The organism is Pseudomonas sp. NPDC087697 (assembly GCF_044743155.1).
Taxonomy (GTDB): Bacteria; Pseudomonadota; Gammaproteobacteria; order Pseudomonadales; family Pseudomonadaceae; genus Aquipseudomonas.
Window position 1 is genome coordinate 82,019 of the sequence record NZ_JBIUVW010000015.1, and the last position, 23,137, is coordinate 105,155.

23 protein-coding genes are annotated in these 23,137 nt (G+C 59.9%); 16 read left to right on the forward strand and 7 right to left on the reverse strand.

From position 1 onward, the window contains the following. Positions 1–8 precede the first annotated feature (8 nt). A complete protein-coding gene (locus ACIPIN_RS13505) occupies positions 9–308 on the forward strand; it encodes a PilZ domain-containing protein (protein ID WP_401119346.1) in 300 nt (99 codons plus the stop codon). A gap of 60 nt (positions 309–368) precedes the next feature. Here ACIPIN_RS13505 and ACIPIN_RS13510 read toward each other — a convergent pair whose 3' ends face one another. Then, entirely contained in the window at positions 369–1,058 is a 690-nt protein-coding gene (locus ACIPIN_RS13510) for a VacJ family lipoprotein (protein WP_401119348.1), read from the reverse strand. 201 nt (positions 1,059–1,259) lie between these two features. On the opposite strand from ACIPIN_RS13510, the gene ACIPIN_RS13515 reads away from it, so the two are divergent. Next, positions 1,260–1,880 (forward strand): HAD family phosphatase, encoded by a 621-nt coding sequence (locus ACIPIN_RS13515; protein WP_401119351.1) that lies wholly within the window; start codon positions 1,260–1,262, stop codon positions 1,878–1,880. A gap of 123 nt (positions 1,881–2,003) precedes the next feature. Continuing rightward, entirely contained in the window at positions 2,004–2,267 is a 264-nt protein-coding gene (locus ACIPIN_RS13520) for a DUF4404 family protein (protein WP_401119353.1), read from the forward strand. Positions 2,268–2,437: 170 nt separating this feature from the next. On the opposite strand, the gene queF is transcribed toward ACIPIN_RS13520, so the two are convergent. Both queF and ACIPIN_RS13530 read right to left on the reverse strand, forming a co-directional pair. Further along, positions 2,438–3,268 (reverse strand): NADPH-dependent 7-cyano-7-deazaguanine reductase QueF, encoded by an 831-nt coding sequence (gene queF, locus ACIPIN_RS13525; protein WP_401119355.1) that lies wholly within the window; start codon positions 3,266–3,268, stop codon positions 2,438–2,440. 61 nt (positions 3,269–3,329) lie between these two features. Continuing rightward, positions 3,330–3,863: a plastocyanin/azurin family copper-binding protein gene (locus tag ACIPIN_RS13530; RefSeq protein WP_401119357.1), complete on the reverse strand. Its 534-nt coding sequence runs from the start codon at positions 3,861–3,863 to the stop codon at positions 3,330–3,332. Between the two features lie 154 nt (positions 3,864–4,017). Here ACIPIN_RS13530 and ACIPIN_RS13535 point away from each other — a divergent pair, with 154 nt between their 5' ends. Beyond that, entirely contained in the window at positions 4,018–4,698 is a 681-nt protein-coding gene (locus ACIPIN_RS13535; RefSeq protein WP_401119359.1) for a heavy metal response regulator transcription factor, read from the forward strand. Beyond that, positions 4,698–6,059, forward strand: a complete 1,362-nt coding sequence (locus tag ACIPIN_RS13540) for a heavy metal sensor histidine kinase (RefSeq protein WP_401119361.1) — start codon at positions 4,698–4,700, stop codon at positions 6,057–6,059. Before ACIPIN_RS13535 ends, ACIPIN_RS13540 begins: the two co-directional genes overlap by 1 nt. A 26-nt stretch (positions 6,060–6,085) precedes the next feature. Here the strand turns inward: ACIPIN_RS13540 and pdxB are convergent, their stop codons facing one another. Then, positions 6,086–7,228, reverse strand: coding sequence for a 4-phosphoerythronate dehydrogenase PdxB (gene pdxB / locus ACIPIN_RS13545; RefSeq protein WP_401119364.1), 1,143 nt, complete (start codon positions 7,226–7,228; stop codon positions 6,086–6,088). Positions 7,229–7,486: 258 nt separating this feature from the next. Between pdxB and ACIPIN_RS13550 the strand changes: the two genes are divergently transcribed. Continuing rightward, a complete protein-coding gene (locus ACIPIN_RS13550; RefSeq protein ID WP_401119367.1) occupies positions 7,487–8,896 on the forward strand; it encodes an MATE family efflux transporter in 1,410 nt (469 codons plus the stop codon). Here the strand turns inward: ACIPIN_RS13550 and tusA are convergent. Both tusA and rlmM read right to left on the reverse strand, forming a co-directional pair. After that, positions 8,893–9,144, reverse strand: coding sequence for a sulfurtransferase TusA (tusA, locus tag ACIPIN_RS13555; RefSeq protein WP_071550969.1), 252 nt, complete (start codon positions 9,142–9,144; stop codon positions 8,893–8,895). The genes ACIPIN_RS13550 and tusA overlap by 4 nt on opposite strands. Positions 9,145–9,363: 219 nt before the next feature. Then, complete coding sequence (gene rlmM / locus ACIPIN_RS13560; RefSeq protein WP_401119369.1) at positions 9,364–10,437, reverse strand: 23S rRNA (cytidine(2498)-2'-O)-methyltransferase RlmM; 1,074 nt, start codon at positions 10,435–10,437, stop codon at positions 9,364–9,366. 222 nt (positions 10,438–10,659) lie between these two features. On the opposite strand from rlmM, the gene acnA reads away from it, so the two are divergent. The 4 genes from acnA to ACIPIN_RS13580 all read left to right on the forward strand — a co-directional run bounded on the left by acnA (position 10,660) and on the right by ACIPIN_RS13580 (position 16,816). Beyond that, positions 10,660–13,410 carry an aconitate hydratase AcnA gene (gene acnA / locus ACIPIN_RS13565; protein WP_401119372.1) on the forward strand — a complete coding sequence of 917 codons (2,751 nt, stop codon included), beginning with the start codon at positions 10,660–10,662 and terminating at the stop codon, positions 13,408–13,410. A 258-nt stretch (positions 13,411–13,668) separates the two neighbouring features. After that, positions 13,669–14,460: a lysostaphin resistance A-like protein gene (locus ACIPIN_RS13570; RefSeq protein ID WP_401119375.1), complete on the forward strand. Its 792-nt coding sequence runs from the start codon at positions 13,669–13,671 to the stop codon at positions 14,458–14,460. A 99-nt stretch (positions 14,461–14,559) separates the two neighbouring features. Then, the gene (locus tag ACIPIN_RS13575; RefSeq protein ID WP_401119378.1) at positions 14,560–16,125 is read left to right on the forward strand and encodes a methyl-accepting chemotaxis protein; all 1,566 of its coding nucleotides are present in this window, start codon (positions 14,560–14,562) and stop codon (positions 16,123–16,125) included. A 235-nt stretch (positions 16,126–16,360) separates the two neighbouring features. Next, on the forward strand, positions 16,361–16,816 hold the full coding sequence (locus tag ACIPIN_RS13580) for a hypothetical protein (RefSeq protein ID WP_401119380.1): 456 nt from the start codon (positions 16,361–16,363) through the stop codon (positions 16,814–16,816). Positions 16,817–16,974: 158 nt separating this feature from the next. Here ACIPIN_RS13580 and ACIPIN_RS13585 read toward each other — a convergent pair whose 3' ends face one another. Beyond that, a complete protein-coding gene (locus tag ACIPIN_RS13585) occupies positions 16,975–17,655 on the reverse strand; it encodes an alpha/beta family hydrolase (RefSeq protein ID WP_401119382.1) in 681 nt (226 codons plus the stop codon). Between the two features lie 98 nt (positions 17,656–17,753). Between ACIPIN_RS13585 and ccoN (ACIPIN_RS13590) the strand changes: the two genes are divergently transcribed. From ccoN (ACIPIN_RS13590) to ACIPIN_RS13615, 6 genes are all read left to right on the forward strand, one after another. Further along, positions 17,754–19,178, forward strand: a complete 1,425-nt coding sequence (gene ccoN / locus ACIPIN_RS13590) for a cytochrome-c oxidase, cbb3-type subunit I (protein ID WP_401119385.1) — start codon at positions 17,754–17,756, stop codon at positions 19,176–19,178. 10 nt (positions 19,179–19,188) lie between these two features. Then, the gene (ccoO, locus tag ACIPIN_RS13595; protein ID WP_401119387.1) at positions 19,189–19,797 is read left to right on the forward strand and encodes a cytochrome-c oxidase, cbb3-type subunit II; all 609 of its coding nucleotides are present in this window, start codon (positions 19,189–19,191) and stop codon (positions 19,795–19,797) included. 3 nt (positions 19,798–19,800) lie between these two features. Continuing rightward, positions 19,801–20,007 (forward strand): cbb3-type cytochrome oxidase subunit 3, encoded by a 207-nt coding sequence (locus ACIPIN_RS13600; protein WP_401119390.1) that lies wholly within the window; start codon positions 19,801–19,803, stop codon positions 20,005–20,007. Continuing rightward, a complete protein-coding gene (gene ccoP, locus ACIPIN_RS13605; protein ID WP_401119392.1) occupies positions 20,004–20,957 on the forward strand; it encodes a cytochrome-c oxidase, cbb3-type subunit III in 954 nt (317 codons plus the stop codon). The genes ACIPIN_RS13600 and ccoP overlap by 4 nt, the downstream gene beginning before the upstream one ends. Positions 20,958–21,440: 483 nt before the next feature. Further along, on the forward strand, positions 21,441–22,883 hold the full coding sequence (ccoN, locus tag ACIPIN_RS13610; protein ID WP_401119395.1) for a cytochrome-c oxidase, cbb3-type subunit I: 1,443 nt from the start codon (positions 21,441–21,443) through the stop codon (positions 22,881–22,883). Beyond that, positions 22,883–23,137, forward strand: a 255-nt coding sequence (locus ACIPIN_RS13615) for a cbb3-type cytochrome c oxidase subunit II (protein ID WP_401119397.1), incomplete at its 3' end; no start/stop codon positions are given. The genes ccoN (ACIPIN_RS13610) and ACIPIN_RS13615, both read left to right, overlap by 1 nt.

A 23,137-nucleotide genomic window follows, 5' to 3' on the forward strand; every position in this document is an offset into this window, starting at 1 on the left:
TCGAGCCCATGAGCCAAACCGATCGTGACTACAGTGAAAAGCGCGATTACATCCGCATGCGAGTCGATGCGGACGTCACATTGATCCACGCCGGCGATTTGATTCCAGCCGTCTGTATCGACCTTTCCAGCAGCGGCATGCAGGTTCAGGCCACCCGCTCGTTCCAGGTGGGCGACAAGCTGAACGTGCGCATCGATTCCGAGCACACCGCGCTCAAAGGCCTGGAAGCCGAGACCGAAGTGGTCTGGGTCACTCAACAGGACGCTGGCGGCCAGAAACTTGGGCTTACAATCCTGAAAATGAATTGAGCACAAACACAAACAAAGAAGGCGGCCAAATGGCCGCCTTCTTGTTGTGCAGGTGACGATTTAAAAATCGTCTTCAACCTTGCCGTCTTTGACCTTGAACTCGCGGTTCTGCAGGTAAGCGTTGCGAATGAAGATGTATTTGTCGCCAGTGATCAGCTTCTCGCTCGACAACAGGCTGGCACGGGTGTCGATTACGCTCATGCCGTACGCCATGTTGCGCGCCGGAATGTCGTTCATGTAGCGGTAGGGTTGGGTGTAAGTGTCAACGTACTTGGACGGTGCATCACGCAATGTGCTTGGGCCGAAGAACGGCAGCATCACGTAAGGACCGCTCGGCACGCCCCAGTGTCCAAGGGTCTGACCGAAGTCTTCGTCGTTGCGTTGCAGGCCCATTTTAGTGCCCACATCGAAGAAACCCGCCAGGCCGATGGTGGTGTTCATCAGCAGACGAGCCGAATCGACGCCGGCGGCGTGTGGCTTGGCCTGCAAGATGTCGTTGGCCAGGTTGCCGACGTCACCGATGTTGCGGAAGATGTTGTGAATGCCGTCCGAGAGAAACGTCGGCGTAATGAACTGATAGCCCTGCGCAATAGGCTTCAAGGCGTAGGTGTCCAGCACGTCATTGAACGTGTAGATCGGACGGTTAACGCTTTCCCAAGGGTCATCTTCCGACGCTGCCTGGGCCGCGAACGGAACCAGCAACACGCCGGCACACACACATAGTCGAGCTAGACGATTGCTCCAGCGCATAGAAAAAACTCCTTGGACCGTACTGGCGCGGGCCTCAATACCCGGGCGATAAGCCCGCTAGTATAAGACGGATAAGTATTTTTAGGCAGCCATCGGGAAACGCCCTACTGCGAACTTACCTTGGCTCGGTCGATTCACCCCGATGTCACTCAACTGTCATGGTCCCTCCATAACCTCTCAGGATATTTCAGGGACGTCGAAATGCCTCACGCCCAAGCCCTTCCCCACAGCATTCCCAACCCGACCGCCGTGCTCTTCGGTCTCAGCGGCTGCCTGGTGGATTTCGGCGCCTGTAGCCGTCAGAACAACAACGACGCGGCCGAACGGGCGCACCTGACACCGGGCGCTCTGGAAGCGCTGCACAGCCTGCAACTTCAAGGCATTCCGTGCGCCTGGCTCGACGAATTGCCGCACGCGCAAAGCCACGCCCTGGCCACTTCACTGCCGGACTGGATCACCGCCAGCCCACACACGCTGAGCCTCGGTCCTTGGCCTTCCCCCGATGCGTGCTGGCAAGCATTGATGGCGCTGAACATTGATCGCCTGGACGGATGTGTACTGGTCAGCGGCGAACCGCGCTTGCTGCAATCTGGCCTCAATGCCGGGCTCTGGACCATCGGCCTGGCATCCTGCGGCTCGCTTTGCGGGCTGGCGCCCAATGAGTGGCAAGCCTTGAGCCAGCAGGAGCGCGAGCTCAAACGCGGCAAGGCGACCATGCAACTGTTCGGCCTTGGCGTGCACTCGGTGATCGATCATCTGGGCGAACTCGATACCTGCCTGTCAGACATCGGCCTGCGCCGACGCAAGGGTGAAAAGCCCTGAGTGGCCGTTCTTGATCAAGATCATGCACTTCGCTCGCCAGTGGATTAATCTAAAGGTCAGATGCAGACCTTTGGCCCATCGCTGCGGTCTATGCCAGTGCCTATCGATAAAAGGAAGAACGCCATGCCTGCCCGCGAACTGCAAGAACAGCTCAACGCTCTGCGCGAGCAACTGGAGCAGAACCCACCGCTCACGCTGGAAGAACGCGAACACCTGCAAGAACTGATGCGCAAGATCGAGGCGCAGATCAAACTGGAAACCGCGACGCAGGACAGCAGCCTGGCGGACGGCGTAAACCTTGCCGTAGAGCGCTTTGAAGTGGACCACCCGGCGCTGGCCACCATTTTGCGCAACATTGTGCAGACCTTGGGCAACATCGGGATCTGACCCCCGGATGCAAAAAAAGCCCCGCTAGCGATAGCGGGGCTTTTTCATTTTTCGGCCTGAAATGCGATCCCCTGTGGGAGCGGGCTTGCTCGCGAAAGCGGAGTGACATTCAGCATCAATGTTGAATGTAATGGCCTCTTCGCGAGCAAGCCCGCTCCCACATTAGATCGTCATTGGCGGACCAACCGCAGGTTAGGCAACTGCACCGCTTCAGTACTGCGATACGGGTTGATGTCCAGCCCGCCGCGACGCACATAACGCGCATACACGGTCAGTTTTTCCGGTTTCAGCAAGCGTTGCAGGTCGAGGAAGATCCGCTCTACGCACTGCTCGTGGAAGTCCGAGTGCTGACGGAAGCTCACCAGATAGGCCAGTAGACTGGCGTGATCCAGCGCCGCGCCACGGTACTCGACCGCTACGCTGCCCCAGTCCGGCTGACTGGTGACCGGGCAATTGGATTTGAGCAGATGGCTGTGCACGCTTTCTTCAACGATGCGCGAATCGTCGCATCGCAGCAATTCCGGGCGCGGATGCTCGTAGTTGCTGACGCTGATGTCCAGATCATCGATGCACACGCCCGGCAGCGCCACGACGCCTTCGGCCTGAACCTCGTTCAAGCTGCGAATGCGCACGCCCACCAGCTTGCCCGCGGCCGCCGACAGGTCATTCACCAGCGTGGCTTCAAGGCTTTGGGTGTCGGCGAACGGCGTCTGGTTCAGCGAGTTCAGGTACAGCTTGAACGACTTCGATTCGATGATGTTCGGCGAGTCCGCCGGGATGCTGAATTCACCGATGGCCACTACCGGCTTACCCGATGGCAACAGCCAGGACAGCTCGAAGCAGTTCCAGAAGTCCACGCCCTTGTACGGCAGGGTTTCAGCCGTCAGGCCCAGCTCGGCCCATTTCGCGGTGCGCGGGATCGGGAACAGCAAGGACGGCGTGTACGTGGCGATGTATTCGCTGGATTTGCCCAGCGGCGAATGTTCGGCTGCGGGATGCATGGCGGAAACCTGACTGAAGAATCAGCGGATTCTAACAGCCTTTGCTCCCGCCTTTGAGTGCTTACTGACTGACAGTCAATTTGCCGACCATGCCAGCCTGATAGTGACCGGGGATGTTGCAGGCGAATTCCAGATTGCCGGCCTTGTTGAAGGTCCAGGTCAGCTCGGCGGTTTTGCCCGGTTCCACCAGCACGCTGTTCGGATCATTGTGCTGCATGCTTGCGCCGTGATCCATGCCCGGCATCGAGCCATGGTCCATAGAAGCGCTTTTCATCCCGGTCGGGGTCAGCATGCCGCTCTGCTGCATTTTCAGCATTTCCTGTTGATGTGCAGCGTGCATCGCCGCATCGCCCAGGTTGAACTCGTGCAGCAACTGGCCTTTATTGATCAGCACAAAACGCACTGTCTCGCCGGCTTTGATTTCCAGCGCCTTGGGCGTGAACGACATATCGCCCATCACGATTTCGACACTGCGCGTAGCCTTGGCCGCCGGGGCTGGCGCACCGAAGTCATAGGTCTGTACCGGCGAAGCCCATACGGGAAAACTCAACACCAGCAAACAGCCCGCAAGCACCAGTCGATGACGCAAAAACATGATCACACTCCAACAAGATGAGGTTCAGCCTGTGGAAAACTCTACGGTTACGCCGCTGCCAGCCAGCTGACGGTTAGATTACAACTTTGTAAGGTTGCGCTGCATCGCCGCCCGCCACGGTATAACGCACTGTTCCATTGACCTCGAGCTGCCCATGAAACTGCTGATCGTCGAAGACCAACCGAAAACCGGCCAATACTTGCGCCAGGGCCTGACCGAGGCCGGGTTCAACGCCGAACTGGTGGCCGACGGCAACACCGGCCAACACCTGGCGCTGACCGGCGATTACGCCTTGTTGATTCTCGATGTGATGCTCCCTGGCCGTGACGGTTGGCAGATTTTGCAAGCGGTGCGCAGCGCCGGTCTGGATATTCCAGTGCTGTTTCTCACGGCTCGCGACGCCGTTGAAGACCGGGTTCATGGCCTGGAACTGGGCGCCGACGATTACCTGGTCAAACCCTTCGCCTTCTCCGAACTCCTCGCCCGCGTGCGCAGCCTGTTGCGGCGCGGCAGCGCGACGCCGCAGGAAACCAGCCTGCAACTGGCGGATTTGCGCATGGACCTGATCCGTCGCCGGGTTGAGCGCAGCGGCCAGCGCATCGACCTGACCGCCAAGGAGTTCGCCCTGCTGGAAATGCTCCTGCGCCGTCAGGGCGAAGTGCTGCCCAAATCACTGATCGCTTCGCAGGTCTGGGACATGAACTTCGACAGCGATACCAACGTCATTGAAGTGGCGATCCGCCGGCTGCGCCTGAAGATCGACGACGACTTCCCGAACAAGTTGATTCATACCGTGCGCGGCATGGGTTACGTGCTTGAAGAGCGTCCCGCCTGATGCGTCGCCTGTCCCTGAGCGGCCGCCTGGCCTTGCTGTTTGCCGCGTGCACGGCGGTGGTTTCGTTGTTCGCCGGCGTACTGTTCAGTCGCGCCAGCGAGACGCACTTTATTGAACTCGACCAGCAACTGCTCGACGGCAAGCTGATCGCCCTGCGCAGCGCCTTGGCGGGTGCCGACAACCCGGTGTTGTTCGCCGAACGCAGAGCCAGGTTGCAGGACGAAATGAGCCATCAACCAGACCTCACATTGCGAGTGCGCAGTGCTGATGGACGCGTGTGGTTCGACAGTGCGGCGAACCTGCCCGCCGATTTGCCAACCCGGCCCGGCCTTCACAGTTTGCACAGCGCCGGCACGGCATATCGGGTCTACAACGCTGCGTTGGAGCCGGACAAAGCCGATTCCGCGCAACTGATCTTGATGCTCGACGTCACCCACCATCAGCACTTTTTGCAGCGCATGCAGCGTTTGATCTGGCTGACCGTCGGCCTGTCGGCGCTGGCCACCGCGCTGCTCGGGGCCTGGGCGGCGCGCAGTGGTTTGCGGCCGTTGCGGCGGATGAGTGAAGTGGCTGCAGGGGTATCCGCCAGCTCGCTGACCCAGCGCCTGCCCGAAGATCAGATGCCCGCCGAGCTCGCCGATCTGGCCCACACTTTTAACGCCATGCTCGGCCGACTCGACGACTCGTTCCAGCGGCTTTCAGCCTTCTCCGCCGACATCGCCCACGAGCTGCGCACGCCGCTGTCGAACCTGCTGACCCACACTCAGGTCACCCTCACCCGCCCACGCGACCTGGAAGATTACCGCGAGGCCCTGCACAGCAACCTCGAAGAACTGCAATGGATGGCGCAACTGGTCAACGACATGCTCTATCTGGCCAAGGCCGATCACGGCTTGCTGATGCCAAAACGCGAACCGCTGCAACTGGCCGAGGAGGCGGATCTGCTGCTGGAATTTTTCGCGCCGCTGGCCGAGGACGCTCAGGTCAAACTGACCCGACTCGGCAGCGCCGGCATCAGTGGTGACCGCAGCATGCTGCGCCGCGCCCTTTCCAATCTGCTGGACAACGCGCTGCGCTTTACCCCGCCACACGGTGAGGTTCAAGTGCGGATTGTCGATAAGCCGAAAGGGTTGAGCCTGAGTATCGAGAACTCCGGAGAAGGCATTCCCGAAGCGTTGCTGCCGCGCTTGTTTGACCGCTTCTACCGCGCAGATCCGACGTGCCGTGAAGGCAGTAGCGAGCATGCGGGATTGGGGTTGGCGATCACTCAGTCGATCATCCGCGCCCACGGTGGAACGATTCATTGCGAATCGGGCCAGGGCTGGACGCGGTTTTTGATGGAGTTGCCGAAAGGGGTTTGAGGCCAGCAACGCTGGCCTGCAGGTCGCTAGACAGCCGTTGCCCCCAGCGCCGCCACCATTTGCCGCAAGGCCGGCGACTCGCCGTCAATGCGTACCTTCAGCCCATCAATCTCTCGACGCTCCGGGTAATGCTTGCGCAGCAAGTCAAATGCCGTGCGCTGTTCGGCACCGCTGACCACCAGGCTGCGGCGGAAATCCGCGTCATCACGACGCGGGTCGTACACTCCACGGCAGACCATCGCCAAGGCCCAGGCCGGATCACAACTGGCGTTCAAGTGGACTTGCGCCAGCCACGGTGCCGGCAACAACTCATCCAGGGAGACTTGGGCTGGCTGCCCGAGGAACTGGCAAAACGCTTGATAGATCTGCGCGGTCCCGCGCTGCTTGCCGTCGAGGCTGTAGCCGGCGATATGCGGGGTGGCGATCACGCACAGTTCGGCCAACGCGATATCGACACTCGGCTCGCCTTCCCACACGTCCAGCACCGCTTGCAGGTCTTCGCGCGCCAGCAACACTTCGCGCAATGCGCTGTTATCCACCACCGGGCCACGGCTGGCGTTGATCAGCCAGGCGCCGGGCTTGAGTTGGTTCAACCGGTTTTCGTCAAACAGGTGCCAGGTCGGTTGCTCAGCAGTTTTGTTCAACGGAGTGTGCAAGCTGATGACGTCGCACTGCTCGACGATCTGCTCCAGGCTGACGAATTCGCCGCCTTCGGCCGCCTGACGCGGCGGATCACACACCAGCACCTTCCAGCCCAGACCTTGCAGAACCTTGACCAGTCGACCGCCCACTTCACCCGCGCCGACGACCCCGTACGTGCGCTCGGCCAAATCGATGCCTTCGATTTCGGCCAGGGTCAGCAGGCTGCCCAGCACGTAGTCGACGACGCCTCGGGCATTGCAACCCGGCGCGCTGGACCAGGTGATGCCGGCCTGCTGAAAGTAGTCCAGATCCAGGTGATCCGTACCAATGGTGCAGGTGCCGACAAACCGTACTTTGCTGCCTTCCAGCAAGTCGCGGTCGACATCGGTCACCGAGCGCACCAGCAGCACATCGGCCTGTTCGACCGTGGCGCGGTCGATGGAGCGTCCCGGTACGCGGCGGATTTCGCCGAAACCTTCAAAGAGCGCATCGAGCAGCGGGATATTTTCGTCGGCAACAATCAGCATGGCAGGCTCCTTTGGCGGATCGGCAGTGTAGCGCACATCTTCGTAGGAGCTGCCGCAGGCTGCGATCTCTTGATCTTCGATTTTTCTTGGGCATTGCTGGAAAGCAACATCAATAGATCGCAGCCTGCGGCAGCTCCTACGGCGGGTACGTGCAAAGGTGCGAGTTTACAAATCCGCAACACAGGATTTTTCCTGACTGGCGCGTCAACGCGTAGAATGCGCCGCCCCGCGCATCAAACCTCTCTGGACGCTTCGCCTGTGAATTCCGTAACTGACAGCCCCGCCGCTATTTCGCTCAACCGCCCGGCCCGGGTTCGCCTGGAGCTTAAAAACCTGCTCGGCCTGGCACTGCCGATCATGATCGCGCAGCTGGCAACCACCGCCATGGGCTTCGTCGATGCGGTGATGGCCGGCCGCGTCGGGCCGCGTGACTTGGCGGCAGTGGCGCTGGGCAACTCGATCTGGGTGCCGGTGTTCCTGCTGATGACCGGCACGCTGCTGGCGACCACGCCAAAAGTGGCTCAGCGCTTCGGCGCCGGCACCCACGCCGAAATCGGCCCTATCGTGCGGCAGGCGTTGTGGCTGGCGTTGGTGGTGGGCCTGATGGCGACCGGCATGCTGTTCAGCGCCGAACCAATCCTGCATATCATGAAGGTCGATCCCCAACTGATCGGCCCGTGCATGCAATACCTGCACGGCATCGCCAGCGGCCTGCCAGCGGTGGCGCTCTACCACGTGCTGCGCTGCTTCAGTGATGGCCTGGGGCGCACCCGGCCGGCAATGGTTTTGGGGCTGTGCGGTCTGGCGCTGAACATCCCGCTGAACTACATCTTCATTTATGGCCACCTCGGCGTACCGGCCATGGGCGGCGTCGGTTGCGGCTGGGCCACCGCGATCGTGATGTGGGTGATGGCGCTGGGCATGGCCGGCTGGGAGCGTTGGGCGCCAGCCTATCAATCGAGTCAGCTGTTCAGCCGTTTCGACTGGCCGCAGTGGGCGGTGATCAAGCGTCTGCTGGGCATCGGCCTGCCGATCGGCATCGCGGTATTCGCCGAGTCGAGCATCTTCGCGGTGATCGCCCTATTGATCGGCAGCCTCGGCGCTACGGTGGTGGCCGGGCACCAGATTGCCCTGAATTTCAGCTCGCTGGTGTTCATGATCCCCTACTCCCTGGGCATGGCCGTGACCGTACGGGTCGGCCAGGCACTCGGTCGCGAGGAACCCCGCGAAGCACGCTTCGCCGCCGGTGTCGGCATGGGCACTGCGCTGGCTTATGCTTGCCTGTCAGCGAGCATGATGCTGTTGATGCGTGAACACATCGCGGCGATTTACACCGCCGACCCGATTGTCATTCAGGTGGCGTCGATGCTGATCGTCTATTCCGCGCTGTTTCAGTTCTCGGATGCGATTCAGGTAACAGCGGCAGGCGCCCTGCGCGGCTATCAGGACACTCGCGTGACGATGATCCTGACCTTGTTCGCCTACTGGGGGATCGGGTTGCCGGTGGGCTACACCCTTGGCCTGACCGATTGGCTCGGCGCGCCAAGTGGCCCGAGCGGGTTGTGGCAGGGTTTGATCGTCGGCTTGAGCTGCGCGGCGCTGATGCTGTCGATCCGACTGACGCGCAGTGCACGCAAGCGGATTCGCATCAGTCGGTCAGCGGGTTAAGCGAGTTTCTTGCGGATCCAATAGAGGTAGGTGCCTGCCTCTTCATGCTGTCCAACCAGTTCATGGTCCAGAAACACGCAGAACTTGGGAATGTCGCGACGGGTCGACGGGTCTGTGGCAATCACCTTGAGCAGGCCGCCAGGCACCAGATCACGAATATGCTGGTGCAGCATCATCACCGGCTCCGGGCAATTGAGGCCGGTGGCGTCGAGGGTGCCGTCTACCGGCGTATTGATCATTTCACTCATGATTCACTCCTGAAACTGGCCGCTATTGTCGCGCAAAAACGGGTGTTCGGTCATCTGTGGCATGCACAGCCTTGCCCCGACCTACCCCTGTAGGAGCAAAGCTTGCTCGCGATGGCCACGCTGCGGCCATTCAGATACACCACTGTGAGGCCATCGCGAGCAAGCTTTGCTCCTACAGGATCGCCGGTCGCGGGGTGTGCGGGATGCGGTCGCAATGGTTCAACGCTTTTTAGGCTTACTCACATCATGCCGGCGTAAATGGCAGGTCACTTCTTCGCGATCGTGGTACAGCTGCTTGCAGCCGATATCGACCCGAATGCCACGCGCCTTGAAGCCCTCTTCAATGCGCTCAAGCAAGCGCTTCACTTCGGCATAACGCTGCTTCATCGGTAGCTTCAGGTTGACCACTGCCTCGCGGCAATGCCCCTCACCAATCCACTCTTCCAGCATCGCGGCGTTGCGCGCCGGTTTCTCGACAATGTCGCAGACCATCCAGTCCACCGGCTGCTTGGGTTTGAAGGTGAAACCGTCGGCCATCAAGTGCTGGACCAGCCCGGTGTCCATCAGGCTTTCAGCCATTGGGCCGTTATCGATAGCGGTCACCAACATGCCACGGTTGACCAGTTGCCAGGTCCAGCCGCCAGGCGCAGCGCCCAGGTCAACGCCGGTCATGTCGCTGTGCAGGCGCTCGTCCCACTGATCACGCGGGATGAAATGGTGCCACGCCTCTTCCAGCTTCAAGGTCGAACGGCTTGGCGCTTCACGCGGGAATTTCAAGCGCGGAATGCCCATCGGCCACATCGCCGAGTTGTTGGCCTCGGCCAGACCGACGAACACTTCTCGGCCGCTTTTGAAGGTCAGCAGCAAACGCGGCTTGTTGGCGTCTTCCACTAGTTTTCCAGCGCCGGTCAGCGCCTTGCGCAGCGGGCCTTCGAATTTCTTGCAGAAGTTCGACAGTTCTTTACCGTCGTTGGTATCGACCACTTCCAGCCACAGACTTCCGCAGGTCGGGAAGCTCGCCAGATGGGCGAGGATCACGCTGATGCGGTCGGTTTCCGGCAGATCAATGAAGATGCCGCGAGCCCATTGGCGCGGGAAGATCAGCTGGGAGAAACGCTGGCCGCGCATCAGGCGCTCGGCGCCGTCTTCTTCGGTGCAAACAAACTCGGCGTAGGCGCTGGCGGTTTTGGCCTTGGCATAACCGGCCACGTTCAACCGTGCGGCGTGTTCGGAAATCTCGGAACAGACTTCGCCTTCGAAGCCTGGCCGGCAATGCATAAAGAGGGTGTTCATTCTTACTCCTGGGCAGATGGCGAGAAATTCAACCACTGCGCGATGCCCAGACTTGCGTTGAAGCAAAGCCTGTCACGAAAACCGGCGCATGATAGCGGAGTTCGCAACCCTGGACCTGTCCATAGAGTCCAGTTATTAGCCTTAATGTCCAAACAGGGCTAGGTTAAGAACTCTGTCTGTCCCGCCAGTCCGTAGCCGTGCGGACCCAAAGGAGTCATTTCAATGCCGTCCCTCGATAGCCTGAAAACCCTTAAAACGCTGAAAATCGACGACAAGACCTACCATTACTTCAGCTTGCCGGAAGCCGCCAAGGCCTTGGGTGATCTGGACAAACTGCCGATGTCGCTGAAAGTCCTGCTGGAAAACCTGCTGCGCTGGGAAGACGAAAAAACCGTCACCGGCGCCGACCTCAAGGCCCTCGCCGCCTGGCTCAAAGAGCGACGCAGCGACCGGGAAATCCAGTACCGCCCCGCGCGCGTATTAATGCAGGACTTCACCGGTGTGCCGGCGGTGGTCGACCTCGCGGCCATGCGCGCCGCCATGGCCAAGGCCGGTGGCGATCCGCAGCGAATCAATCCGCTGTCGCCAGTGGACCTGGTGATCGACCACTCGGTGATGGTCGACAAATTCGCAACGAGCGCTGCCTTCGGTCAAAACGTCGACATCGAGATGCAGCGTAATGGCGAGCGTTACGCCTTTCTGCGCTGGGGCCAGAGCGCCTTCGATAACTTCAGTGTCGTGCCGCCGGGCACCGGCATCTGTCACCAGGTCAACCTCGAATACCTCGGCCGCACCGTGTGGACCAAAGATGAGGACGGCCGCACCTACGCCTTCCCGGACACGTTGGTGGGCACCGATTCCCACACCACCATGATCAACGGTCTCGGCGTACTCGGCTGGGGGGTTGGCGGCATCGAAGCAGAAGCCGCGATGCTCGGCCAACCGGTGTCGATGCTGATCCCGGAAGTGATCGGTTTCAAACTCACCGGAAAACTCAAGGAAGGCATTACCGCCACCGACCTGGTGTTGACCGTCACCCAGATGCTGCGCAAGAAAGGCGTGGTCGGCAAGTTCGTTGAGTTCTATGGCGACGGTCTCGCTGAATTGCCACTGGCGGATCGCGCAACCATCGCCAACATGGCCCCGGAATATGGCGCCACCTGCGGCTTTTTCCCGGTGGACGACGTGACACTGGAGTACCTGCGCCTGTCCGGTCGCCCCGTCGCCGTGGTGAAACTGGTCGAGGCCTATTGCAAAGCCCAGGGCCTGTGGCGCCTGCCCGGTCAAGAACTGGTGTTCACTGACAGCCTGGCGCTGGATATGAGCAGCGTCGAAGCCAGCCTCGCCGGCCCCAAACGCCCACAGGACCGGGTGTCACTGCCGAATGTCGCCCAGGCATTCACTGACTTCCTCGGTCTGCAAGTCAAACCCACCCGCCCCACCAGCAAGGAAGAGGGTCGCCTCGAAAGCGAAGGTGGCGGCGGTGTCGCCGTCGGCAATGCCGACCTCATCGGCGAAACGGACTACGAGTATGAAGGCCAGACCTATCGCCTGAAAAACGGCGCCGTGGTGATTGCCGCCATCACCTCTTGCACCAACACCTCCAACCCGAGCGTGATGATGGCTGCCGGGCTGGTGGCGAAAAAAGCCGTGGAGAAAGGCCTCAAACGCAAACCGTGGGTGAAAAGCTCGCTGGCGCCCGGTTCCAAAGTGGTCACTGACTACTACAAGGCCGCGGGCCTGACCCAATACCTCGATGAACTGGGCTTTTCTCTGGTCGGCTATGGCTGCACCACCTGTATCGGCAACTCTGGACCGTTGCTGGAACCGATTGAAAAAGCCATTCAGAGTTCCGACTTGGCCGTCGCTTCAGTGCTGTCCGGCAACCGCAACTTCGAAGGTCGCGTGCATCCACTGGTGAAAACCAACTGGCTGGCCTCCCCGCCGCTGGTCGTCGCTTATGCCTTGGCCGGCAGCGTGCGCATGGACATCAGCAGCGACTCGCTGGGTGACGGCAAGGATGGCAAGCCGGTGTACCTGCGAGACATCTGGCCGAGCAGCAAGGAAATTGCCGACGCCGTGGCGCAGGTCGACACCGCGATGTTCCACAAGGAATACGCCGAAGTGTTCGCCGGTGACGCGCAGTGGCAAGCCATCGAAGTCCCGAAAGCGGCGACGTACGTCTGGCAGAAGGATTCCACCTACATCCAGCATCCGCCGTTCTTCGATGACATTTCCGGCCCCCTGCCGGTGATTCAGGACATCAGCGGTGCGCGCGTGCTGGCCCTGCTGGGCGATTCGGTGACCACCGACCACATCTCTCCCGCCGGCAACATCAAGGCCGACAGCCCGGCCGGGCGCTACCTGCGTGAACAGGGTGTGGAACCTCGAGACTTCAACTCCTACGGCTCACGTCGCGGTAACCATCAAGTGATGATGCGCGGCACCTTCGCCAACATCCGCATTCGCAACGAAATGCTCGGCGGCGAAGAAGGCGGCAACACGCTCTACATTCCGACCGGTGAAAAACTGCCGATCTACGATGCCGCCATGCGCTATCAAGCGGCGGGCACTCCGCTGGTGGTGATCGCCGGCCAGGAATACGGCACCGGCTCAAGCCGTGACTGGGCGGCCAAGGGCACCAACCTGCTGGGCGTCAAAGCGGTGATCGCCGAGAGTTTCGAACGGATTCACCGTTCCAACCTGGTGGGCATGGGTGTGCTGCCGCTGCAGTTCAAACTCGATCAGAACCGCAAGAGCCTTAACCTGACCGGCAAGGAGACACTCAGCATTCAGGGACTGACAGGCGTCGAGTTGACGCCACGAATGAACCTGACGCTGGTGATCACCCGCGAGGACGGCAGCAGCGAGAAGGTGGACGTGCTGTGCCGGATCGACACGCTGAACGAAGTGGAATACTTCAAGGCGGGAGGGATTTTGCATTACGTGTTGCGGCAGTTGATTGCTTCATAATGTCGCACTGACAAAAACACCGCCTTCGGGCGGTGTTTTTGTTTGTGCCACAAACGTCCCTTTAATCGCACCGCTTCCACAGTGGTGATGTGGCGGGCACAAAAATGTGAACAACACCGATCAAGTGTGGGAGCGGGCTTGCTCGCGAAAGCGCCAGAACAGGCGATATTGATGTTGAGTCTTATGACCCCTTCGCGAGCAAGCCCGCTCCCACATGGACCGAGGTGGCCCGCAGAATCTCAGACACAAGGATTTCACATGATTGCTCTGCCATGGCTCTATCTGGCACTCCTCTCCATCGGCTACGCACTGGCCCTGATCTACAGCCAACTCGGCTGGCTGGCGGCAATTACCGTCGGGTTGTTACTGTTTGCCGGTTTTGCCGTTCGCCAACCGCAGATCCAGGTCGGCCGCGTCCTGGGTCACGGCTTGTTCATTTTCCTGGCACTCGCGCTGGCAATGCACTGGCTTCCCGGTTTCTACAACGGTCGCGGTATCGGCCCGGAACGCTTCACCGCCGATGCAGTGCCGTTTTCCATGTACCTGAATCTGGACAAACCACTGATTGGCTTCTGGCTGTTGCTGGTTTGCCCGTGGATTGTCGGTCGCCGCTCCCTGCGCCTTTCACTTTATGCCACCGCCGTGGCACTGCCCTTGAGCGCGCTGACCGCTCTTGGTGGCGCGCTGCTGCTGGGCATGATCAGTTGGGCGCCGAAGTGGCCCGATCAATCCTGGCTGTGGGTGCTGAACAACCTGCTGCTGGTGACGCTGGTCGAGGAGGCGCTATTTCGCGGTTACATTCAGGGCGGTTTGAGCCGCTGCCTGCAACACCTGCGCTACGGCGAACACCTCGCCCTGCTCGGCACCGCGCTGTTGTTCGGTCTGGCGCACCTGGGCGCTGGCTGGCAATGGGTGCTGCTGGCGAGCCTTGCCGGGATTGGTTACGGTCTGGCGTACCGTTTCGGTGGACTGGGGGCAGCCATCGCCACGCACTTCGGTTTGAATCTGTTGCACTTTGGGCTCTTTACCTACCCGATGCTGGCCGGTTGAAATCAAACAATGTGCGGCACTGCTGAAAATTGAAAAATAATTTCAATTTACTCCTCGCGCTGCCGAAAACCTGTCAAAGCCTTGCGGATTGAAAAAGCCATGCGTAATAACCAGCCCATTACACAACGCGAACGGACCTTCCCGGCTCAGCAACGGTTGATCTCGACCACCGATGCCAAAGGCGTGATCACCTACTGCAACGACGCTTTCGTCGAAATCAGCGGGTTTTCTCGTGAGGAACTGACCCGTGCGCCGCACAACCTGGTCCGTCATCCCGACGTCCCGGCGGCAGTGTTCGCGCACATGTGGGAAACACTGAAACAAGGCTTGCCATGGATGGGCATTGTCAAGAATCGCTGCAAGACCGGTGACCACTACTGGGTTAACGCCTATGTCACACCGGTATTCGACGGCAAGCAGGTGGTCGGTTACGAGTCGGTGCGGGTCAAGCCCACCGCCGAACAGATCCGCCGCGCCGAAGCGCTCTACCAACGCATCAATCAGGGCAAGTCGGCTATTCCTCAAACAGACAAATGGCTGCCAGTGCTACAGGACTGGTTGCCATTCATTCTGGTCAGCCAGCTGAGCTTCATGATCGGCGCCACGCTCAACTCGCATTGGGGTTTCGCCCTGGCCGCCGGGCTTTCGGTGCCGCTGGGCCTGCTGGGTTTGAGCTGGCAACAGCGCGGCCTCAAGCGCTTGCTGCGCCTGGCCGAACAGACCACTTCCGACCCGCTGATTGCGCAGATGTACACCGACAGCCGCGGCGCTCAAGCGCGCCTGGAAATGTCGATCCTCAGCCAGGAAGCCCGTCTGAGAACCTGCCTGACTCGCCTGCAAGACACTGCCGAGCACCTGACCGAGCAAGCACGGCAGTCCGACACCCTGGCGCACAAAAGCTCCAGCGGCCTGGAACGTCAGCGCGTCGAAACCGAGCAAGTGGCCACCGCCGTCAATCAGATGGCCGCCACCACCCAGGAAGTCGCCAGCCACGTGCAACGCACGGCTGACGCTACTCAGGAAGCCAATCGCCTGACCGGTCGCGGTCGCGATATCGCCGGTGAAACCCGCGAAGCTATCCAGCGTCTGTCGGTGGTGGTTGGTGAAACCGGCCTGACCGTGACCCAACTGGCTAAGGACAGCGACGAAATCGGCGGCGTGGTCGACGTGATCAAAGGCATTGCCGACCAGACCAACCTGCTGGCCTTGAACGCCGCCATCGAAGCGGCTCGCGCCGGCGAGATGGGACGTGGTTTTGCGGTGGTGGCCGATGAAGTGCGGCAACTGGCGCAACGTACCAGCGAATCGACCGGGCAGATCCACAGCCTGATCGCCAAGCTGCAACAAACCGCCAGCACGGCGGTGCAAACCATGGAAGCCGGTCACCGTCAGGCCGAAGAAGGCGTGGCGCGGGTACTTGAGGCCGACCAGGCATTGGTGGGCATCAGCGAAGCGGTGGCCAACATCACCGACATGACCACACAAATCGCTGCGGCTACCGAAGAGCAAAGCGCGGTGGCTGAAGAGATCAGCCGCAACATCAGCACCATCGCGCAACTGGCCGACCAGACCTCGGAACAGGCACAGAACTCGGCGTTGCTGAGTGAAGAGCTGACCAAAACCGCGAATACCCAGTATTCGTTGGTGGAGCGGTTTAACCGCTGATTGTTGCTGGCAAATACAAAAACCCGGGAGGTGATACTTCCGGGTTTTTTATTATTCCAAGCGTAAAGCAACACCACTTCAGATATCGCAAACGAACCAATGCACACTTTAGAATAAATATCTACCTGTCATAACTAACAGTAGACGTGCAAATTGGCGCTGGTATCAAATAAGCACTCTCATGCAACCGGCATGTCATTCTCGCTCGCTCATCACTTAGAGAAGGATTATAAAAATGAGTCGCCACGCTATTTTCATCCCGATAGATAACTACGTTCAGTCCCCTGATAACAACTTCAACTGGAACTTCGGCGGCAGTATTATCGAGGCTGACCGCACATTATTTATGTTGCACACATTTCCTGGTACTGGTGAGAGAGAGTGGCTTTTTACCGGGCTTACGGGAACACCTGTACAAGGGAACGTCTTCGAGTTCGGTATAGCGGTGCCCTACATTGACGATGACGTAATGGAGCGAACCTATACTCTTGAAGATGGGTTAAGTTTTTCGCACATGCACTCTATTCCCATACTTCCTGGAGCCGTCAGCTTCGTCTACGCGGACAGCGCCGAACTGACTATCCGACTCGATCCGATCAATGGAACCGTACAAGGCGATTACAAAGCTACGTTCAGAACCCATCGCCTAATGCCAGGTGGCACCTTCAAGTTGAAACGAACCGACCAATAAACCCAAATAGCGACTAGCAGATGTATTTTTGGTTTTTTATTGCCCGGGTAGACGTGATACTGCCTGGAAGATCACCTTCGCGAGCAAACCCCACACACTGGGTTGCGTAACCCTGTGGCAGCGGGGCTGCTCGCGAAGAGCCCTGACCGGCACCAGAACTATCCCAGGATAAATTCGGACACTTTGCTCACCGCAGCCGCCAGATGCTGATCATGGGTAAACCCGGACGCCTTTAACGGCTTCAAGTCATGATCCCCCACCACCAGCCAGAACACCTCGATACCCGGCGCCAACGTATAAGCCTCAACGGCCTCACGATTGCCCAGCGCATCCCTCTCCCCCTGCACAATCAATGTCGGCGTCTTTAGCGAAGCCAGATGCTCGACCCGAGGTTTCTCCGGTTTACCCACCGCATAGAACGGATAGCCCAGACACACCAATCTGTCGGCGCCCAACTCATCGGCCAGCAAACTGGCCATGCGCCCGCCCATGGACTTGCCGCCGATGGCCAGACGCCCAGTGACATGGCGTCGCACCAAAGCATGTACTTCACGCCAGCATTCGAGCAATTTTGGCGCCGGATTCGGCGGGCGCTTGCCGCCATCCAGACGCCGTTGCGCCATATAGGGAAATTCGAAACGCAGTACGTTGACGCCCTGCGCAGCAAGGCGTGCGGCGATGTCGTTCATCCAGTCACTGTCCATCGGTGCGCCGGCGCCATGGGCGAGAATCAGCGTCGCCGATGCCGGCACTGAGGCGGCATCCCACAACCATCCGTGATCCTGCACGCACTGCGCCCATTGATCCCCGTCAATACTGGCCTTGTGGTGTTTGTCCATGCTTGCCTCGCTTTTAATCTGCCTATAACTCCAGGCGAAGGGAGCGTCATTGCCTTGCGCAGACGTCTTCACTTCGGCTGAACCGTGGATGGGGAACCATGAACACTTCTTTAAGTACCGCCTATAACTACAAGGTGGTCCGCCAATTCGCCATTATGACGGTGGTGTGGGGCATCGTCGGCATGGGGCTCGGGGTTTTTCTCGCGGCTCAATTGGTCTGGCCTGAACTCAACTTCAATTTGCCTTGGACCAGCTTCGGCCGCTTGCGCCCGCTGCACACCAACGCGGTGATCTTTGCGTTCGGCGGTTGCGCACTGTTTGCCAGCTCTTTCTACTCGGTGCAGCGCACCTGCCAGACCCAGCTGTTCGCGCCGAAACTCGCGCAGTTCTGCTTCTGGGGCTGGCAGTTGGTGATCGTGCTGGCCGCAATCAGTTTGCCGCTGGGCTACACCACCTCCAAGGAATACGCCGAGCTGGAATGGCCGATCGCCATTCTCATCGCCATTGTCTGGGTGGCCTACGGCGTCGTGTTCTTCGGCACGGTGATGAAGCGCAAAACCAAGCACATCTACGTCGGTAACTGGTTTTTCGGTGCGTTCATCATCACCGTAGCCATCCTGCACATCGTCAACCACGCGTCCCTGCCGGTGAGCTTCGTCAAGTCCTACTCGGCATACGGCGGTGCGACAGATGCCATGGTGCAGTGGTGGTACGGGCATAACGCGGTAGGTTTCTTCCTCACCGCAGGCTTCCTCGGGATGATGTACTACTTCGTGCCGAAACAGGCCGAACGTCCGGTGTACTCGTATCGCCTGTCGATCGTGCACTTCTGGGCACTGATCACCCTGTACATCTGGGCCGGCCCGCATCACCTGCACTACACCGCGCTGCCGGATTGGGCACAGTCGCTGGGCATGGTGATGTCGCTGGTGCTGCTGGCGCCGAGCTGGGGCGGCATGATCAACGGCATGATGACCCTCTCGGGCGCCTGGCATAAGTTGCGCAGCGACCCGATCCTGCGCTTCCTCGTGGTGTCCCTGGCGTTCTACGGCATGTCGACCTTCGAAGGCCCGATGATGGCCATCAAAACGGTCAACGCGCTGTCTCACTACACCGACTGGACCATCGGCCACGTACACGCCGGCGCACTCGGCTGGGTGGCGATGATCTCGATCGGCGCGCTGTACCACATGATCCCGAAAATCTTCGGCCGCACGCAGATGCACAGCCTCGGCCTGATCAACGCGCATTTCTGGCTCGCAACCATCGGCACCGTGCTCTACATCGCCTCGATGTGGGTCAACGGCATCGCCCAGGGCCTGATGTGGCGCGCGGTCAACGAAGACGGCACGCTGACCTACTCCTTCGTCGAAACCCTGGCGGCCAGCCACCCAGGCTACGTCGTGCGACTGGTAGGCGGGGCGATCTTCTTCAGCGGCATGTTGCTGATGGCTTACAACACCTGGCGCACCGTGCGTGCCGCACAGCCAGCCGAAGTCGCCGCCGCGGCGCAGATGGCCTGAGGAGTCCGCCATGAAACACGAAACGATTGAGAAAAACGTCGGCCTGCTGTTGCTGCTGATGGTCTTCGCGGTGAGCATCGGTGGTCTGACCCAGATCGTCCCGCTGTTCTTCCAGGACGTCACCAACAAGCCGGTCGAAGGCATGAAGCCTTACACCGCGCTGCAACTCGAAGGTCGCGACATCTACATCCGCGAAGGCTGTGTGCAGTGTCACTCGCAGATGATTCGCCCGTTCCGCGCCGAGACCGAGCGCTACGGCCACTACTCGGTGGCCGGTGAAAGCGTCTGGGATCACCCGTTCCTGTGGGGCTCCAAGCGTACCGGTCCGGACCTGGCCCGGGTCGGCGGTCGCTACTCGGAAGACTGGCACCGCGCGCACTTGTACAACCCGCGCAACGTCGTGCCGGAGTCAAAAATGCCTACCTACCCATGGCTGGTGGCCAACCCGCTCGACAGCAGCCACACCGAAACCAAGTTGCGGGTCATGCGCACCCTCGGCGTTCCGTACACCGACGAAGACATCGCAGGCGCCACCGAAACGCTCAAGGGCAAGACCGAAATGGACGCACTCGTCGCCTACCTGCAAGTGCTCGGCACTGCCATCAAGAGCAAGAGGTGAGTCATGGTGCTTGAAATGAGTACTGGAATGATCCGCGGCCTGGGCACCGTCGTGGTGTTCGTGGCCTTTGTCGGACTGGCGCTGTGGGTGTTCAACGGCAAACGCAGCTCGGAATTCGCCGAAGCGCGTCTGCTGCCTTTCGCCGATGAACCGCAACCCGACGACGCCAATAGCCCGGAAACTGCAACAACAAGGAGTACCCAGCCATGACGACCTTTTGGAGTACGTGGATCTGCGTACTGACCATTGGTAGCCTGATCGGCCTGACCTGGCTACTGATCGGCACCCGCAAGGGCGAAACCAAGGGCAGCGTCGATCAGACCATGGGCCACAGCTTCGACGGCATCGAGGAGTACGACAATCCGTTGCCGCAATGGTGGTTCATGCTCTTCGCCGGCACCCTGGTGTTTGCCGTCGGCTACCTGATCCTTTATCCGGGCCTGGGCAACTGGAAAGGCATTCTGCCGGGCTATGAAGACGGCTGGACCCAGACCAAGGAATGGGAAAAAGAAATGGCCAAGGCCGACACCAAGTTCGGACCGATCTTCGCCAAATTCGCAGCCATGCCCGTGGAAGAAGTCGCCAAAGACCCGCAAGCGCTGAAAATGGGCGGTCGCCTGTTTGCCTCCAACTGCGCGGTCTGCCACGGCTCGGATGCCAAGGGCGCCTTCGGCTTCCCCAACCTCGCCGACAACATCTGGCGTTGGGGCGGCAGCGCCGAAACCATCAAGACCACGATCATGGGTGGACGCATGGCGGCCATGCCAGCCTGGGGCGAAGTATTGGGTGAGACCGGGGTGAAAAACGTTGCGGCCTATGTTCGTCACAAACTCGCCGGCCTGCCACTGCCAGCCGACAGCGGCGCTGACCTGCAAGCCGGACAGCAAACATTCAGCACCACCTGCGTAGCCTGTCATGGTGCAAACGGCCAGGGCACGGAACTGATGGGGGCGCCAAACCTGACGCAACCGGCAGGTTTCATCTACGGCACCAGCCTGGCGCAACTGCAACAGACCATCCGCCATGGTCGCCAGGGTCACATGCCGGCGCAGAACGAACTGCTCGGCAACGACAAGGTGCAATTGCTGGCCGCGTATGTGTACAGCTTGTCTCACGCTGCCCGCACCGAGCGTTTGCAGGCTGAAAGCAAAAGTCAGTAAATGTTGACTGCTCTACTGCCGCATTCACCCGGATGCGGCAGTTCCCTGCCCCTTTGCGACGCATTGTCGCACCCCTCCATGGGTCCGCCTTTCGGTTCGACGGATTCACGTCTAAGCTTGCTCCGAAGCGGACTGGCGACAGCCGGTCAAGGGTCAACCGTACACGATGCGTTCGACGAATCTGTTCGATGACAGGCCGCAAAGGCTGGTAGATACCGGCTATCGCGCAAATTGCCGTCTGTCACCTGCCCGCCTCGTTTGAACACGCCCAGTTACAACTGACCCGACCCCCTCGCCTTTTTCGTCCGCCGAGACATTTTGCCCATGGGCAATTTTGTCCCTACGCGGAGCATGGAAAGGCCGCAGAATCAGCTTTTGAAAGCATTGACACGGGTCATGGCGCGTTGCAATGACCCCCCGCTTTCTACATACTTGCGACCGATTTTTATCCCTAATAAAACACCTAAACCGTGGAACCTTAGAATGAGCACAGCAATCAGTCCGACTGCTTATAACTATAAGGTAGTCCGCCAGTTCGCCATCATGACGGTGGTCTGGGGGATCCTTGGCATGGGGCTCGGTGTCTTCATCGCCTCACAGCTCGTATGGCCAGAACTCAACTTTGGCCTGCCGTGGACGACGTTTGGACGCCTACGCCCGTTGCACACCAACCTGGTGATTTTCGCCTTCGGTGGTTGCGCACTGTTTGCCACCTCTTATTACGTCGTGCAGCGAACCTGCCAAACGCGACTGATTTCCGACAGCATGGCCGCCTTCCACTTCTGGGGATGGCAGGCTGTAATCGTCGGCGCGATCGTTACCTTGCCGCTGGGTTACACCACCACCAAGGAATACGCGGAACTGGAATGGCCTCTGGCTATCCTGCTGGCTATCGTCTGGGTCACCTACGGTGCGGTGTTCTTCGGAACCATCGTCAAGCGCAAGACCAAGCACATCTATGTCGGTAACTGGTTCTACGGTGCCTTCATCGTCGTGACGGCGATGCTGCACATCGTCAACCACGCCTCCTTGCCGGTCAGCTTCTTCAAGTCCTACTCGGCGTACGCCGGCGCGACTGACGCCATGATCCAGTGGTGGTACGGCCACAACGCGGTAGGCTTCTTCCTGACCACCGGCTTTCTGGGGATGATGTACTACTTCGTGCCTAAACAGGCCGAGCGTCCGATCTACTCGTATCGCCTGTCGATCGTGCACTTCTGGGCACTGATCACCCTGTACATCTGGGCTGGCCCGCACCACCTGCATTACACCGCACTGCCGGACTGGGCTCAGTCCCTGGGCATGGCGATGTCGATCATCCTGCTGGCGCCAAGCTGGGGCGGCATGATCAACGGCATGATGACCCTGTCGGGTGCCTGGCATAAGCTGCGTACCGACCCGATCCTGCGCTTCCTGGTCGTGTCCCTGGCGTTCTACGGCATGTCGACCTTCGAAGGCCCGATGATGGCCATCAAGACCGTCAACTCGCTGTCTCACTACACGGACTGGACCATCGGCCACGTACACGCCGGTGCCTTGGGCTGGGTAGCGATGATTTCGATCGGTGCGCTGTACCACATGATCCCGAAAATCTTCGGTCGTCCGCAGATGCACAGCATCGGCCTGATCAACACTCACTTCTGGCTCGCGACCATCGGTACCGTGCTCTACATCGCCTCGATGTGGGTCAACGGCATCACCCAGGGTCTGATGTGGCGTGCAATCAACGATGACGGCACCCTCACCTACTCCTTCGTCGAAGCCCTGCAAGCCAGTCACCCTGGCTACATCGTTCGCGCCCTTGGCGGTGCGTTCTTCGCCAGCGGCATGCTGTTCATGGCGTACAACGTGTTCCGTACCGTACGCGCCTCGAACCCGGCTGAAGCCGAAGCCGCCGCTCAGATCGCTGTAGTTGGAGCTCACTGATGAAGCATGAAGCAGTCGAGAAGAATATTGGCCTGCTGGCCTTCTTCATGGTTATCGCCGTCAGCGTCGGCGGCCTGACCCAGATCGTCCCCTTGTTTTTTCAGGACGTGACCAACAAGCCGGTTGAAGGCATGAAGCCACGCCCGGCGCTGGAACTTGAAGGCCGGGCGGACATCACGGTGTTTTCCGGCATCGGCCTGATGGGCGGCGCCATGCTGCGGGACTTCGCGATTGTCGCCACGGCCTTCGAAGTG